Genomic DNA, 15229 nt, shown 5'->3' with positions numbered 1-15229 from the left:
CCACCTTCCTCCGGTCAACTCCACCTAGGCTGCGAGGAGATGGGGCCGCCGTGCCGGAGCGCGCGGCAGGCCCCGGCCCGAGCGGCGCAAGCTACCCGAGGAGCGGAGGTGACGGTGCCGTCCCCCGTCCTCCCCGGTTCCCGCGTGCCCGTCCCGGCCGCCGCAGCTCCCGCCGCGCCCCGCCGCGCCCGCCCGCACCCCCGCCCCCACACCGAGCCGCGACGGCCGGCCGGCGCCCTCTGTCGCCGCTGACCCGCTCCCGCCATCGGGCCCTCCGCACGAGAGGCCGATGACCCGCACGGCCGACCAGGAAGGCCCCCTCGCCCATGTCCGCACGTCCCCCTCTCCATCTCGCCGTGGCGCTGGACGGCACCGGCTGGCACCCCGCCGCGTGGCGCGAGCCGGACGCCCGGCCCCGCGACCTGTTCACCGCCGGCTACTGGGCCGACCTCGTGGCCGAGGCCGAGCGCGGCCTGCTCGACTTCGTGACGTTCGAGGACGGCCTGGGGCTTCAGTCCTCGCACCCCACGGAGCCGGACGGGCGCACCGACCAGGTGCGCGGCCGGCTGGACGCCGTGCTCGTCGCCGCCCGGATCGCACCGACGACCCGGCACATCGGGCTCGTACCGACCGTGGTGGCCACGCACACCGAGCCGTTCCACGTCTCCAAGGCGATCGCCACCCTGGACTACGTCAGCGGCGGCCGCGCGGGCCTGCGCGTCCAGGTGACGGCGCGCCCGAACGAGGCCGCGCACTTCGGCCGCCGCACCTTCCCGCCCCTCCGCGTCGAGGACCTGGACACCCCGGCCGGCCGCGACCTGGTCACCGAGCTCTTCGACGAGGCCGCCGACCACGTCGAGGCGGTGCGCCGCCTGTGGGACAGCTGGGAGGACGACGCCGAGATCCGCGACGCCGCCACCGGACGCTTCGTCGACCGCGACAAGCTGCACTACGTCGACTTCGAGGGCCCGCACTTCCGGGTCAGGGGCCCCTCGATCACCCCCCGGCCCCCGCAGGGCCAGCCCCTCGTCACCGCCCTCGCGCACTCCACCGTGCCGTACCGGCTGGTGGGCCGCTCCGCCGACATCGGCTACGTCACCCCGCACGACGCCGACCGGGCCAGGGCCGCCGTCGCCGAGATCCGTGCCGCCCAGGCCGCCGCGGGAAGGGAGGGGGAGCGGGTGCACGTCTTCGCCGACCTCGTGGTGTTCCTGGACGACGACCCCGCGGCGGCGGCGTACCACAAGGCCCGCCTCGACGACCTCGCCGGCCACGCCTTCACCAGCGACGCCGAGGTGTTCACGGGCACGCCCGCGCAACTGGCGGACCTCCTCCTCGACCTCCGCGAGGCGGGCCTGACCGGCTTCCGGCTGCGCCCGGGGGTGATCGGCCACGACCTGGAGCGGATCACCCGGGGCCTGGTGCCCGAACTCCAGCGCCGAGGCGCCTTCCGGCACGCCTACGAGGCGGACACCCTCCGGGGGCTGCTCGGGCTCCCCCGCCCCGCGAACCGCTACGCCGCCGTCTGAAGCAGGAGCCGTACCACCATGACGAACCCGACCACCGGCAAGCCCCCCAAGCAGATCCACCTCGCGGCCCACTTCCCCGGCGTCAACAACACCACCGTGTGGAGCGACCCGCGGGCCGGCAGCCACATCGAGTTCAGCTCGTTCGCCCACTTCGCGCGGACCGCCGAACGCGCCAAGTTCGACTTCCTCTTCCTCGCCGAAGGGCTGAGGCTGCGGGAACAGGGCGGCCGGATATACGACCTGGACGTCGTGGGCCGGCCCGACACCTTCACCGTCCTGTCCGCGCTCGCCGCCGTCACCGAACGCATCGGCCTGACCGGCACCATCAACTCCACCTTCAACGAGCCCTACGAGGTGGCCCGCCAGTTCGCCAGCCTGGACCACCTGTCGGCAGGACGCGCTGCCTGGAACGTCGTGACCTCCTGGGACGCCTTCACCGGCGAGAATTTCCGGCGCGGCGGCTTCCTCCCGGAGGACCAGCGCTACGCCCGGGCCCAGGAGTTCCTGTCCACCGCCGTCGAACTGTTCGACTCCTGGCAGGGCGACGAGATCGTCGCCGACCGGGAGTCCGGCGTCTTCCTGACGGACACGAAGGCGGGATCCTTCGCCCACCGGGGACAGCACTTCGACATATCCGGCCTGTTCAACGTCCCGCGGAGCCCGCAGGGCCGGCCGGTGGTCTTCCAGGCGGGCGACTCGGACGAGGGCCGCGAGTTCGCCGCCGCCGAGGCCGACGCCATCTTCAGCCGCCACAGCACCCTGGACGCCGGCCGCGCTTTCTACGCCGACGTCAAGGGACGGCTGGCCCGCCACGGCCGCACCCGCGACCAGCTGCTCATCCTCCCCGCAGCGACCTTCGTCCTCGGCGACACCGACGCCGAGGCACAGGAGCTGGCCCGGGAGGTGCGGCGCCGGCAGGTCAGCGGCCGGACCGCGATCGCGCACCTCGAACAGGTCTGGAACCGGGACCTGTCCGCGTACGACCCGGACGGCCCGCTCCCGGACGTCGACCCCGACCCCGGCGAGCACACCGTCGCCCGCGGCCGGGCCGGCGTCCGGCAGTTCCGCGACCCCCTCGCCGTCGCCCGGCAATGGCGCGAACGCGCCGCGGCCGGCAACCTGTCGATCCGGGAGCTGGTCATCGAGACCACCGGCCGCCAGTCCTTCGTCGGCTCCCCGGCCACCGTCGCCGACGCCCTCGACCACTTCGTCCAGACGGACGCCGCCGACGGCTTCATCCTGGTCCCCCACCTCACCCCCGGCGGCCTCGACGAGTTCGCCGACACCGTCGTCCCGCTGCTCCAGGAGCGCGGTGTGTTCCGCCACGACTACACGGGCACCACGCTCCGGGACCACCTCGGCCTGGCACACCCCGACGCCGGCGCCCCGGCGGCGGACACCCGGCGGGCGGCGTCGTGAAGTTCCTGGCCGTCACCCTCATCGTGCACGCCCCCGACCCGGTCACCGGCGTACGGAAGTCCACCCGGGACCGCTTCCGCGAGGTGATCGACAACGCGCTCCTCGCCGAGGAGCTCGGCTTCGACGGCTTCGGCGTCGGCGAGCGCCACGAGCGGCCGTTCCTCTCCTCGTCGCCTCCCGTCGTGCTCAGCCACATCGCCGCGCTCACCTCGCGCATCCGGCTCTTCACCGCCGTCACCACCCTCAGCCTGCTCGACCCGGTGCGCGCGTACGAGGACTACGCGACCCTGGACCACCTGTCCGAGGGCCGACTCGACCTGATCATCGGCAAGGGCAACGGCACCGCCCAGCGCGAGCTGTTCCACGTCACCCCCGAGGACCAGTGGGACCGCAACGCCGAGGGCTACGAACTGTTCCGCCGGATCTGGCGGCAGGACAAGGTCACCGCCTCCCCGCGCTTCCGCCCCGGACTGACCGACGCCGAGGTGTGGCCGCGACCGCTCCAGCGGCCCGTCCGGGTCTGGCACGGCAGCGCGACCAGCCGGGAGTCGGTCGACCTCGCCGCCCGCTACGGCGATCCGCTCTTCTCGGCCAACGTCACCCACCCGATCGAGCCGTACGCCGCACTCGTCCGCCACTACCGGGAACGCTGGGAGCACTACGGCCACGACCCGGCCCGGGCCGTCGTCGGCGCGGGAACGGCCGGTTACCACGCCGCCCGCACGTCACAGGAGGCCGTCGCCGCGTACCGGCCGGTGTTCGAGGGCCACCTCGCCTTCCAGAAGAGCCTCGGCCTGGAGCCGGTGTTCGCCACCCTGGAGGACTTCGTCGAACGCAGCTCCGCGCTGATCGGCAGCCCGCAGCAGATCATCGACAAGGTGCACCGCTACCACGAGCGGTTCGGACACAGCGTGCTCCACCTGCAGGCCGACGCGAGCGGACTCCTCCCCGCCCGGCACCGCGCGTCGCTCGAACTCTTCCAGTCCGAGATCGCGCCGGTGCTGCGACGCGAGATCCCCGACCCCCCGTTCCCCTGGGCACCGGTCACCGGCACGCCCGAGCCCCCTCTCGTCCCCCCGCCCGCGGCGGCACCCGCGCGCACCGACCACTGAGGAGCCCCACCCGACCATGCCCGGCATACCCCTCGGAGTCCTCGACCTCGTCCCGATCCCGTCCGGCGCCACCGCCGCCCGCGCGCTGCGCGACACCATCGACCTGGCCCGGCAGACCGAGCGGTTCGGCTACGCCCGCTACTGGTTCGCCGAGCACCACCTCAACCCGGGGGTGGCCGGCTCCTCTCCCGCCGTCGTGCTGGCCCTGACCGCCGCCGCGACGTCCACCATCAGGATCGGCTCCGGCGCGGTACTGCTCGGCCACCGCACCGCGCTGTCCACCGTCGAGGAGTTCGGCCTGATCGACGCCCTGCACCCCGGGCGGCTCGACCTGGGCCTCGGCCGCTCCGGCGCACGCCCCTCAGGGAGGACGGCGCCCCCGCCCCCGGCCGCGACCCCCGTCACCGAGGGGCGCGCGCCCAACGGCCTGAAGATCCCGCCCCGGTTCTCCTTCGAGCACCTGATCGGCACCCCCCGCTTCCGGCTCCAGCAGCAGTTGCTGCACCAGCCCGGCGCCCGCCCCCAGGACTACGGCGAGCAGGTCGACGACGTCCTCGCCTTCCTGCGCGGCGACTACCGCGCGGCGGACGGGACCGAGGCGCACGCCGTCCCCGGCGAGGGCGCGGACCTGGAGGTCTGGATCCTCGGCAGCAGCGGCGGGGAGAGCGCCGACGTCGCCGGCCGCAACGGCCTGCGCTTCGCCGCCAACTACCACGTCAGCCCGGCCACCGTCCTGGAGGCGGCCGAGGGCTACCGCGCCGCCTTCGAGCCCTCCGACCACCTCGACAAGCCATACCTCAGCGTCTCCGCCGATGTCGTCGTCGCCGAGGACGACGAGACCGCCCGCGAACTCGCCACCGGCTACGGCCCCTGGGTCCGCAGCATCCGCACCGCCGAGGGCGCCATCCCCTTCCCGACCCCCGACGAGGCCCGGGCCCGCACGCGCACCTGGACCGAAGAGGACCACGCCCTCGTCGCCGACCGCGTCGACACCCAGTTCGTCGGCTCCCCGGCGAAGGTCGCGGACCGGCTCGAACAACTCCAGCAGGCCACCGGAGCCGACGAACTGGTCATCACCACGATCACCCACGACCACGCCGACCGGGTCCGCTCCTACCGGCTCCTGGCAGAGGAGTGGGGACGGCGATGAGCGGCCGTGCCCCCGGAAGGACCCGAGCCTCTTCGGCGAGGAGAGGACGAGCGCCATCCGGAGCAGGGACGCAGCCGGCGGCAGCCGTCACGCCTTTGCGACGCGAGTGCCGCAGCCCGGTCCGGGGCACGGACGGATTCCCGCCCGCCCCGCCCCGGGGTGACGGGGGACGGGTATCGCCGGTCTCCTACCGCTTGTGGCCGTGTCCGTCCGGATGGAGGACCACCTTGGTCCAGTCCTCGTCGCGGGCGTCGAAGTGCTCGTAGGCGGTGGGGGCCTCGTCCAGGCCGAGCTCGTGGGAGACGACGAAGCCCGGCTTCGCCTTCCCGCCGGCGATCAGGTCCCGCAGCGCCCGGTTGTACTTCTTCACCGGCGCCTGCCCCGTGCCCATGCGCTGGCCCTTGAACCACATCATGCCGAAGTCGATCGGGACCTTGCCCTGGGCCTCCAGCTCGCCCTGGGCCTCCGCGCCACCGGGGTCCTGGGGCAGGAACACGCCCACCACGCCGAGGTCGCCGGTGAACCTGACCGAGTCGATCAGGCCGTTGAGCGTGAGGCTTGCGTCCTCGTGTCCCTGGGGGTCGTGGGCCTGGTAGCCGACGCATTCGCAGCCGTTGTCGGCGCCCAGGCCGAGGGTGGCGTCCTTGACGACCTCCGCCGGGTCCTGTTCCGCGGTGTCGATCGGGATGGCCCCGATCTCCTCCGCCATGCGCAGCCGGTCGGGCTGGTGGTCGGCCACCCAGACGCGGCCGGCGCCCTTGAGGAGGGCGGAGTAGGCCGCCATCAGCCCGACGGGACCGGCCCCGAAGACGATGGTCTGGTCGCCGGGCTTGACGTGGGCCATCTCGGTGGCGTGATAGCCGGTGGGGAAGATGTCGGCGAGCATCACGTAGTCGGTCTGCCGCTCGACGGCGTCCTCGCCCAGCCGCAGCGCGTTGAAGTCGCCGTAGGGCACGCGCAGCAGTTCCGCCTGGCCTCCCTGGTAGGGGCCCATGTCGGCGAATCCGTAGGCGGCTCCCGCGAGGGCGGGTTCCGGCTGCATGGTCAGGCAGTAGTTGGTCAGACCCCGCTCGCACTGCTTGCAGAAGCCGCAGGCGATGTTGAAGGGCAGGACCACGTACTCGCCGACCTGAACCTTGCGGACGGCCGGGCCGATCTCCACCACCCGGCCCAGGTTCTCGTGTCCCAGGGTGCGGCCGGACTCGAACGAGGTGCGGCCCTCGTACATGTGCAGGTCCGAACCGCAGATGTTGGTGGTGGTGATCCTGACGACGATGTCGCAGGGGTGCTCGATCCTCGCGTCCGGTACGTCCTTGACCGTGACCGTTCGCGGTCCTTCGTATACCGCTGCCTTCATGATGTCTTCTCTCGGTGTCGCGGCATGACCGCGGCACGGCGATGATGAGACGGCGCCGAGGAGCCCGACCCCCGGAAGTCGCTCCGACGGGGTCCGTGCTTCCCGCGTGCCTCTCCAGGCCGCCCACCCGGATCGGGAGGGACGGGTGTGCCGCCACCGGCACGCCGGGGGGAGCTTCGGCGCTCCGGGAGCGCGCCGTGCGGCTACCCGTCGCCCCCGACCCGAAACAACCCCGCCCACAGAACGGCGGCCCCGGAACCGGACGACCCCCGGAACCGGACGGCCACCGGAACCGGACGGCTCCCGGAACCGGACGGCCACCGGTCGACGGTACGCTCCGCGCCGGTGGGCACCGGCCAGTCGTCGCCGGCGTCCCGCGACGCCGTTGTTCCCGCTCGGAGCAGGCCGCGGCCCGGATCGCCTCGTCGCTCTCCGGGCCCGGCCCCCGCGCGTCGCCCGCGGTGGCGGCCGAAGCGAGGAACCGGGACGGCGTACGCTCCTCACGATCGCGCGGGCGCACAGGATGCCCGCGGGGCGGTGCCCGCGCCGCGTGACCCGCCGGTTCCTGTCGGCAGGCACGCGTGAGACGGTCCGATTCGTCTCGCGCCCGGGTGAGCGAACCCGACCCCTCACCGGGCCGCGCGGTTGCGCACGCCCTCGCGGGCACCGGTTCGGCGCTCCCCGCCCCGCACGCCCCGGTGGAGCGCCCTCCGGTGCTTCCCGCGACGGGGCCCGGTGACGGCGCCCGCCGCGCGGTCCGCGGTGCGATCGGGTAATCAGGAACGGTGAACGAGGACGCGACCGACCCCTTCGTGCATGTCCGGGGCGCCGGCGAGAACAACCTGCGGGACATCGACGTCGACGTCCCGCGGAACGCGCTGGTCGCCTTCACCGGCGTCTCCGGTTCGGGCAAGTCCTCGCTCGCGTTCGGCACGCTCTACGCGGAGGCCCAGCGACGCTACTTCGAGTCCGTGGCACCGTATGCCCGGAGGCTGCTGCAACAGGTCGGCGCACCGCACGTGCGGGAGATCACCGGACTGCCGCCGGCCGTGGCCCTGCAGCAGCGACGGGGGTCACCCGGCTCCCGCTCGACGGTCGGAACCCTCACCACGCTGTCGAACCTGCTGCGCATGCTGTACTCCCGCGCCGGCACCTATCCGCCCGGGGCCGCACGGCTGGAAGCCGAATCGTTCTCCCCGAACACCGCGGCCGGCGCCTGCCCGGAGTGCCACGGACTGGGCGTCGTGCACGACGTCGTCGAGGACCTGCTCGTCCCTGACCCCTCGCTGAGCATCCGGGAGGGGGCGATCGCCGCCTGGCCGGGCGCCTGGCAGGGCGCCAACCTGCGCAGTGTCGTGAACGGCCTGGGGATCGACATCGACCGGCCGTGGCGCAGGCTCAGGAAGAAGGACCGCGACTGGCTGCTGTACACGGACGAGCAGCCCCTCGTGTACATCGAACCGGAGGAGGGCCGGGTCGACCACGGCTACCGGGGAAAGTTCTGGAGCGCCCGCAAGCACGTCATGCACGTCCTCGCCGACTCCAAGAGCGAGAAGACGCGCGAACGGGCGCTCCGGTTCGTCAGGAGCGTGCCCTGCCCCACGTGCCACGGCAGCGGACTGCGGCCCGAGGCGCTCGCCGTGACCTTCGCCGGACGCTCCATCGCCGAGATCAACGCGATGCCGCTCACCGAGGTCGCGGCGCTGCTGCGGCCCGTCGCGGGGCGGTCCGAGGCCGACGCCACCACGTCGACCGCCCGGTCGGGGGAGACGACCGAGGCCGCGGTCCGGATCTGCGGCGACCTCGTCGCACGCATCGAGGTACTGCTCGACCTTGGCCTGGGATATCTCGGCCTCGGCCGCCGCTCGACGACCCTGTCGCCGGGCGAGGCGCAGCGCCTGCGGATCGCCACCCAGCTGCGCTCGGGACTGTTCGGCGTCGTCTACGTCCTCGACGAACCCTCCGCGGGCCTGCACCCGGCCGACGCGGAACCGCTGCTGGAGGTGCTGGACCGGCTCAAGGCGGCCGGCAACTCGCTGTTCGTCGTGGAACACGACATGGACGTGGTGCGACGGGCGGACTGGGTGGTCGACATCGGCCCCGGCGCCGGCGAGGGCGGCGGACGCGTGCTGTACAGCGGCCCGGTCGCCGGTCTTGAACGGGTCGGGGAGTCCGCCACGAGCCGCTGTCTTTTCGGGCGCGCCCAGCCGCTCGACCACCGCCCGCGCGCACCGCACGGCTGGCTGCACCTGCGCGGCGTCTCCCGGCACAATCTGCGCGACGTGTCCGTCGACGTACCGCTCCGTGTGCTGACGGCGGTGACGGGCGTGTCCGGTTCCGGGAAGTCGACGCTGGTGACGCAGGTGCTCGCCCAGGTCGTCCGCGACCACCTCGGACTCGCACCCGAGGAACCCGACGAGGCGGAGCTGGAGGTCGACGTGCGGGACGCGTCGGGGGTCGAGTCGTTCGACCGGGTGGTCCTGGTCGACCAACGGCCCATCGGCCGGACCCCCCGATCCAACCTGGCCACGTACACCGGAATGTTCGACGCGGTGCGCAAGCTGTACGCGGCGACGGACGAGGCCAGGGCGCGCGGCTACTCGGCCGGGCGGTTCTCCTTCAACGTGCCCGAGGGGCGGTGCGAGACCTGCCAGGGCGAAGGGTTCGTCGCGGTGGAACTGCTGTTCCTGCCCGGCACCTACGCGCCGTGCCCGACCTGCGAGGGCACCCGGTACGACACCGAAACGCTGGAAGTCACCTACCGCGGCAAGAACATCGCGGACGTCCTGGCGCTGTCCGTCGACGAGGCCGCCGACTTCCTGTCCGCCCTCCCCGCCGCCGCCCGCAGTCTGGAGACGCTGCGCGAGGTGGGGCTGGGGTACCTGAGGCTGGGCCGGCCCGCTACGGAACTCAGCGGCGGCGAGGCGCAACGCGTCAAACTGGCCACCGAACTGCAGCGGGCCCGCCGCGGGCACGCGCTCTACCTGCTGGACGAGCCGACGGCGGGGCTGCACCCCTCGGACATCGCGCTCCTGCTGAGCCAGCTGCACGGACTCGTCGACGCCGGCAACACGGTCGTCCTCGTCGAGCACGACCTGGACACCATCGCCACCGCCGACTGGATCATCGACCTCGGTCCGGGCGGCGGTGACGCCGGCGGGCGGGTGGTCGCGGCCGGCCCGCCGGCCAAGGTGGCGAAAGCCCGGCGCAGCGCCACCGCCCCCTATCTCGCGGCTCGTCTCGGCCCGTCGGCCGGGGCCTCTTCCGGGGGGCGCGGACGGGGTGCCGCCGAGCGCGGACGACCGTGGAGCCGCACGCGACCACCCCGTTGAGCCACCCTTTCGCCTGAGCGGCCCTCGACCGTGGCGCCCACGTCCTCGTGGTCGCCTTCCCGCTCGGCGTCGGCGTCCTGCGCGTCGCCGAGCGGGAATCGGCGCTAGGAACGGTCGAGCGCGCGGGCGAGGAAGCGCCGCGTGGCCTGCTCGCGCGGGGCGGTGAGCACCTGCTCCGCGGTGCCCTGCTCCACGATCACGCCGCCTTCCAGGAAGCAGACCCGGTCCGCGACCCGCCGGGCGAAGTCCATCTCGTGGGTGGCCATCAGGATGGTCAGGCCACGCCGCTTCAGGTCGGCGACGACGTCCAGGACCTCGCCGACCAGTTCGGGGTCGAGGGCCGAGGTGATCTCGTCGAAGAGCAGCAGCTCCGGCTCGGTGGCCAGGGCGCGGGCGATCGCCGCCCGTTGCTGCTGTCCTCCGGAGAGCCGGTCGGGGTGCTCGTGCGCCTTGTCCGCGAGCCCCAGTCGGTCGAGCAGCTCGAGGGCCGAGGCCTCGGCCTTCCTGCGCGGGACGCCGTGGACCCGGCGGGGCGCGAGCGTGATGTTGTCCAGCACGCTCAGGTGCGGGAAGAGGTTGTACGCCTGGAAGACGATGCCGATCCGGCGACGGGCGACGTCGGGGTCGAGCCGGGGGTCGGTCAGTTCGGTCCCGCCCAGGTGGACGGTGCCGTCGTCGACGACCTCCAGCAGGTCCACACAGCGAAGCAGGGTCGACTTGCCCGAACCCGAGCCGCCGATCAGGCAGACGACCTGGTGCTCGGCGACGTCCAGGTCGATCGAGCGCAGCACCGGCCGCTCCCCGTACTGCTTGCGGAGACCGCGGATGCGCAGCAGCGGCTCGCTCATCGGGCGGCCTCCGCCCAGGTGCGCAGGGTCGCCTTCCGCTGGAGCCGGTCGGCGAAGCGGGTCAGCGGGATGGTGACCGCGATGAACAAGAGGGCCGCTCCCAGGTACGGGGTGTAGTTGAAGTCGTAGTCCGCCTTGATCTGCGCGGCCCTCAGCGCCTCGAGCGGACCGAGGACGGCGACCAGCGCCGTGTCCTTCTGCAGGGCGATGAAGTCGTTGAGAAGGGGCGGCAGCACGTTGCGCACGGCCTGGGGCAGGACGACGTGCCGCACGGTCTGCCGCTCGTTGAGGCCCAGGGCCCGGGCGGCGTTCCGCTGGGCCGGGTGGACCGAGTTCAGTCCTGCCCGGAACACCTCGGCGACGTACGCGGTGTAGGAGAGGGTGAGGGCGATCACGCCCAGGATCCAGGGTTCGGAAGGGGTGCCCTGCAGTTGCAGCGCCGGCAGTCCGAAGCCGACGAGGAAGACCAGCAGCAGGGTCGGTACGCCGCGGAAGACGTCCACGTAGACCGTGGCGGCGAGCCGCAGCGGCTGGAGGCCCGGTGCGCGGGTCACCCGCACCAGGGCGATCAGCAGTCCCAGGACGAGGATCAGCACCTCGGCGACGAGGAACATCTGGATGTTGAGCCAGAAACCCCGGAGGAGATCGGGGAAGGCGGAGCGGAGCTCTGCGCCGTCGAAGAACAGGCTGTCGACGCGTTCCCACCCTGGGGAGGCCATGGCGGCCGCGCCCACCACCACCACGCCGAGGAGGGTGCAGAGGGTGGAGACCCAGGTGTGGCGGCGCTTGCGGGAGCGCCGGTACCGCTGTCGTTCCCGTTCGTGGTCGCTGGGTCGGTAGCCGGTGTCGAGCGCGTCCGGAGAGGTGGCCGACCGTTCCGGTACGGCCGTCTTGCCGATGTCCACAGCCGGCCCGTTATCGCTTCAGCTCGGGGACGTTCGCGGAGGCGGAAAGCCATTGCGTGGTGAGCCCGGCGAGCGTGCCGTCGGCCCTGAGCGCGTCGAGGGCCCGGTTGACGCAGGAGGTGTACCCACTGTTCTTCGGCAGCAGCAGACCGAACTTCTCGGGGGTGCCGCCCGCGTAGCCGAACTGTCCGACGATCGCACCGTTCTCCAGCTCCGCCCCGGCCAGGTAGAAGACCGTGGGCAGGTCGGTGACGATCGCGTCGATCTGGCCGTTCCGCAGCGCGGTCACCTCGTCCTTGGTGGTGCTGAAGACGCTCGGCTGCTTCGAGGGCTTGATCTGGTCCAGCACGGCCTGGTAGCTGGTCGTGGCGACCTGCACGCCGATCCTGGCGTCCTTGAAGGCGCCGAGGGAGTCGGCCTTCGCGAACGCGGACCCGTCGAGTGCCAGGATGGCCTGATTGGCCGTGTAGTAACTGGTGGAGAAATCCACGGCTTTCGCGCGCTGCGGCGTGATGGAGATCTGATTGATGTCGAAGTCGAAAGACTTGGGGCCGGGGGCGTACGAATGGGCGAAAGGCTCGACGACCCATTTCACCTGGTCGCGTTCGAAGCCCAGCTTTTCGGCCACAGCATAGGCCACGGCACTTTCGAACCCCTTGCCGTTCGACGGGGTGTTGCTGTCGAACCAGGGTTCATAGGCGGGGGAGTCGGTGGCGACGGTGAGTTGGCCGCGCTTGTGGAGGCTCGGGTCGTCGGTCGTGCACCGGGAGGCGTCCTTGGATCCGGCCGCTTCCGGGGCGCTTTGCGGCTGCGGCGCGCAGCCGGCCGCCGCGAGTGCGACGAGGGCGGCGGCGAAGGCCGCCAGGGTCATGCGGGTACGGGACATCAGGGGTCCTTCGAGAGGTCCGGGAAAGGTGTGGAAGAGAGGGCCGGTGCTGTGCGCTCAGCGACACAGATCGCCTGCACAGCGCACGTTGTCCACGTGGCGGCGGCTTACCAGCAGGAGAGTTCCGGACATGCTTTTCAGCATTCCGGTCCACGGAGGCCGCCGTCAATCGGGAAGGCGGTTACCGGGGTAACGCGTTGATAACATGTCAGCTGGTGAGATGGAATACGCGGTCGCCTTGGCGCAGCCCGAACTCCTCCGCCGCGGAACCGCCGCGGACCACCAGTTCGGCGAATCCGACCCCGGAACTCCCGACGGTGATTCCGGGCTCGCCGAGCGGGACGTCGGGAAGCCGGTCGTAACAGCGCACCCGGACGTCGCGGCCGTCGAGCCGGTTGCGCACGAGAAGGCTTTCGGCGGTGTCGTAACCGGGCAGTTCGGCGGCCGGGCGGTCCAGCTTGCAGTTGCCGAAGTTGTCGACGACGGCGATCCGCACGTCTTCGGCGGCGGACGGGCGCACCGCTGTCGGCCGCGCGGGGACGGGGTGGCCGTCCACCAGCCAGCGGGCCAGCAGGGGTGCGTACCACAGGCTCCGGAACTGGGTCCGCACCATCTCCTCGATCTCGGCCGGCGTCAGCTCGGCCCAGTCGGCGGCGGCGGCCTCCAGCACCTCGCGGACGTCGGTGACCTGAACCTCCTCCAGCCCCAGGTAGGTGGCCAGCGGGGCCAGGACCCGTTGGTTCAGCGTGCTGACGACCAGGTGGTTCCCGTGGCGGAAGGAGCAGAAGGGCACCCCGTTGGGCCAGTGCCCGTCCCTCGGGGCGATGTTGACGAGCACCACGACCGGCCGGCTCGGGCCGCCGATCAGGTCCGTGGAGCGGAGCAGGTCGAGCAGGGTCAGGGCGGCGGCGCCCTCCGGGTCCGGTCCGTCGAGCGGCAGGACGGTCGGCGTGGAGCCGAACAGGGCGGCGATCCGGGTGGACTGGCGGGCGAGCGCGTTGGGGTCGGCGCAGTCGGTGAGGGAGACGACGGGGGGAAGGGGCATGGCGGTGCTTCGTCCTTCTGTCGAGGGAGGACACGGGGTGGGTGGGGTTCGAGGTGCAGGTGTCGACGGGCTCGGTGGCGGGCCGGGACGACAAAAAACGGACCCTCCGTCTCCGGAGGGTCCGTCGCGTCCTGCGCGCACACGGCTTCGCTAGCGAAGCGCCTCCGGGGGCGGGGGCATCATTCGCATCATGGCGAGGGCGTCGGTGTGCTGCATGAGCTGCACGCTAGCACCGGCGGGAACCAGCTCCAGCACCTTTCCACATAGTGGACGTGAACTTCCCGCCCCTTGCCCGGATCGGCCGGAGCGCCGCTCGGGCGGCTGTGCCGGACGGACCCCCGGGGACGAGAGTGCCCGGCACGACGACGTGAAGCGCACCGGCCGGGCGACGGCACGGGCGCGAGGCAGGGAGCCGGGAGTCGGGAGCCGGGACGCGGTTCCCGGCGGCGATCGACGCATCCGCGCCGTCTGTGGAACGTCCGTCCGCTCGTATCCGTGTCACTTCCGTCCGCCCGCGTCCTCGTGTCCGAGCGCTGTGTCGGACTCCCTGTCGCCTACCCGGCCGCACGCGGCGATCTGCGCGAGCGTGCCCCCGTGCCCGCGGCTTCCCACCCCACCAGACCGTCTGCGGCCGCTTCGCGCGCTGGGAAGCCGACGGGATCTTCGACCGGGTCGCCGGCCTCCTGAGCCGGAAGGTCCGCCAACCCGAAGACCGCACCGGTGAACCCGGCGCCTGCCTGATCGACGGCCGGAGCATCACAACCTCCGCCCCCGTTCACCTCAGCGGCCCCGGCGCCGTCCCGGCCGAGAAAATCGTCGGACGCGCCCTCGGCCCGGCGCCGTAGCGCGCCCGGGTCGCGGCAGGCTGCCCCGCGCCACCGCCCCCACGCGCCGACGGGCGCTCCCGGCCGGGGCCGGGGAGGGGCACGGGCAGTCCGGGATCAGCCGCCGCCCGAGCCGACCGAGGCCGAACCGCCGGAAGTCCAGCCTGAGTTGGGCTGAGGTCGATCGCGCGTGCTGCGCTCGGTGCGCAGCACCACCATGACCCCCGCCGGGTCGAGCAGAGCCTTCAGCGCGGCGGTGAGCCGCTGAGGGTCGCCGCCGAACGGGAGCGTGAGGTGCTCCCGGGTGCCCTGGAGGGCGAGTTCCAGCGTGAGGGTGGAGACGGCCGGCTTGTGGTCCCCCTCGTACGGCTCCACCACCTTGTGCGTCAGCCGCACCTGGCGCAGGGCCTCGACGGGCAGCCAGGCGTCCGGCCCGGCGGCCCGGACCAACCGCAGGGACGCGGGCACCCCGGCCGGCGTGAACTCCACCCGCAGGATGTCCCGGGCCCGGGACGAGGCCAGCACCGGCCAGCCGATCAGGTACTCCAGCCCGACGATGACCCCCACCACGACGAACACGGTCGACGCCCGTGCCCCGGCCAGCGCCATCCAGAAGGCGACGACCAGGGTCGGCACGCCCAAGGCGAGGGGAACGAGCAGCGCCGGCCCCGCCGAGGTCAGCGCGTTCCACACCGGCCCGGTCGGGCCGGCGCGCAGGACCAGTTCCGTCGAGTCGGGGCCCTGTCTCAGCGCGGGATCGGTGGCCATGCCTCCAGCGTAGGACCGGTCCGCAAGAAGGCATCGACCATATCCGGCCGATGA

Annotated in this window: 11 protein-coding genes; 5 read left to right on the top strand and 6 right to left on the bottom strand. The window is 72.7% G+C overall.

Translation table 11 applies throughout. The features are described 5' to 3' along the window. Positions 1 to 326 precede the first annotated feature (326 nt). From ACFW6A_RS15485 to ACFW6A_RS15470, 4 genes are read left to right on the top strand one after another with little or no spacing between them, the layout of a single operon-like run. Positions 327 to 1529, top strand: a complete 1203-nt coding sequence (locus ACFW6A_RS15485; protein ID WP_386486520.1) for an LLM class flavin-dependent oxidoreductase — start codon at positions 327 to 329, stop codon at positions 1527 to 1529. Between the two features lie 18 nt (positions 1530 to 1547). Further along, complete coding sequence (locus ACFW6A_RS15480) at positions 1548 to 2948, top strand: NtaA/DmoA family FMN-dependent monooxygenase (protein ID WP_386640962.1); 1401 nt, start codon at positions 1548 to 1550, stop codon at positions 2946 to 2948. Continuing rightward, the gene (locus ACFW6A_RS15475; protein WP_351845497.1) at positions 2945 to 4060 is read left to right on the top strand and encodes an LLM class flavin-dependent oxidoreductase; all 1116 of its coding nucleotides are present in this window, start codon (positions 2945 to 2947) and stop codon (positions 4058 to 4060) included. Before ACFW6A_RS15480 ends, ACFW6A_RS15475 begins: the two co-directional genes overlap by 4 nt. Before the next feature lie 16 nt (positions 4061 to 4076). Beyond that, positions 4077 to 5210 (top strand): LLM class flavin-dependent oxidoreductase, encoded by a 1134-nt coding sequence (locus ACFW6A_RS15470; RefSeq protein ID WP_351845495.1) that lies wholly within the window; start codon positions 4077 to 4079, stop codon positions 5208 to 5210. A gap of 187 nt (positions 5211 to 5397) precedes the next feature. On the opposite strand, the gene ACFW6A_RS15465 is transcribed toward ACFW6A_RS15470, so the two are convergent. Then, a complete protein-coding gene (locus ACFW6A_RS15465; RefSeq protein WP_386640958.1) occupies positions 5398 to 6567 on the bottom strand; it encodes a glutathione-independent formaldehyde dehydrogenase in 1170 nt (389 codons plus the stop codon). A gap of 785 nt (positions 6568 to 7352) precedes the next feature. Here ACFW6A_RS15465 and uvrA point away from each other — a divergent pair. Next, the gene (uvrA, locus tag ACFW6A_RS15460) at positions 7353 to 9899 is read left to right on the top strand and encodes an excinuclease ABC subunit UvrA (RefSeq protein ID WP_386640955.1); all 2547 of its coding nucleotides are present in this window, start codon (positions 7353 to 7355) and stop codon (positions 9897 to 9899) included. Between the two features lie 104 nt (positions 9900 to 10003). On the opposite strand, the gene ACFW6A_RS15455 is transcribed toward uvrA, so the two are convergent. From ACFW6A_RS15455 to ACFW6A_RS15435, 5 genes are all read right to left on the bottom strand, one after another. Next, positions 10004 to 10747: an amino acid ABC transporter ATP-binding protein gene (locus ACFW6A_RS15455; RefSeq protein ID WP_351845489.1), complete on the bottom strand. Its 744-nt coding sequence runs from the start codon at positions 10745 to 10747 to the stop codon at positions 10004 to 10006. Continuing rightward, a complete protein-coding gene (locus tag ACFW6A_RS15450; protein ID WP_351845487.1) occupies positions 10744 to 11652 on the bottom strand; it encodes an amino acid ABC transporter permease in 909 nt (302 codons plus the stop codon). Before ACFW6A_RS15450 ends, ACFW6A_RS15455 begins: the two co-directional genes overlap by 4 nt. 10 nt (positions 11653 to 11662) lie before the next feature. Next, on the bottom strand, positions 11663 to 12538 hold the full coding sequence (locus tag ACFW6A_RS15445; protein WP_386484017.1) for an ABC transporter substrate-binding protein: 876 nt from the start codon (positions 12536 to 12538) through the stop codon (positions 11663 to 11665). A 208-nt stretch (positions 12539 to 12746) separates the two neighbouring features. Continuing rightward, positions 12747 to 13583 carry an SAM hydroxide adenosyltransferase gene (locus tag ACFW6A_RS15440; RefSeq protein ID WP_386484019.1) on the bottom strand — a complete coding sequence of 279 codons (837 nt, stop codon included), beginning with the start codon at positions 13581 to 13583 and terminating at the stop codon, positions 12747 to 12749. Positions 13584 to 14524: 941 nt separating this feature from the next. Further along, positions 14525 to 15175: a hypothetical protein gene (locus ACFW6A_RS15435; RefSeq protein ID WP_386640952.1), complete on the bottom strand. Its 651-nt coding sequence runs from the start codon at positions 15173 to 15175 to the stop codon at positions 14525 to 14527. Between the last annotated feature and the right edge of the window lie 54 nt (positions 15176 to 15229).

The sequence above is a fragment of the Streptomyces sp. NPDC058758 genome (assembly GCF_042746075.1).
GTDB lineage: Bacteria > Actinomycetota > Actinomycetes > Streptomycetales > Streptomycetaceae > Streptomyces.
This window is presented reverse-complemented; position numbering and strand designations above follow the sequence as displayed.

Bases quoted from the DNA above. Each gene is read 5' to 3' on its own strand.
- ACFW6A_RS15485 (WP_386486520.1), top strand. From the start codon at position 327: ATGTCCGCACGTCCCCCTCTCCATCTCGCCGTGGCGCTGGACGGCACC.
- ACFW6A_RS15480 (WP_386640962.1), top strand. From the start codon at position 1,548: ATGACGAACCCGACCACCGGCAAGCCCCCCAAGCAGATCCACCTCGCG.
- ACFW6A_RS15470 (WP_351845495.1), top strand. From the start codon at position 4,077: ATGCCCGGCATACCCCTCGGAGTCCTCGACCTCGTCCCGATCCCGTCC.
- ACFW6A_RS15465 (WP_386640958.1), bottom strand. From the start codon at position 6,567: ATGAAGGCAGCGGTATACGAAGGACCGCGAACGGTCACGGTCAAGGAC.
- ACFW6A_RS15455 (WP_351845489.1), bottom strand. From the start codon at position 10,747: ATGAGCGAGCCGCTGCTGCGCATCCGCGGTCTCCGCAAGCAGTACGGG.
- ACFW6A_RS15445 (WP_386484017.1), bottom strand. From the start codon at position 12,538: ATGTCCCGTACCCGCATGACCCTGGCGGCCTTCGCCGCCGCCCTCGTC.
- ACFW6A_RS15440 (WP_386484019.1), bottom strand. From the start codon at position 13,583: ATGCCCCTTCCCCCCGTCGTCTCCCTCACCGACTGCGCCGACCCCAAC.
- ACFW6A_RS15435 (WP_386640952.1), bottom strand. From the start codon at position 15,175: ATGGCCACCGATCCCGCGCTGAGACAGGGCCCCGACTCGACGGAACTG.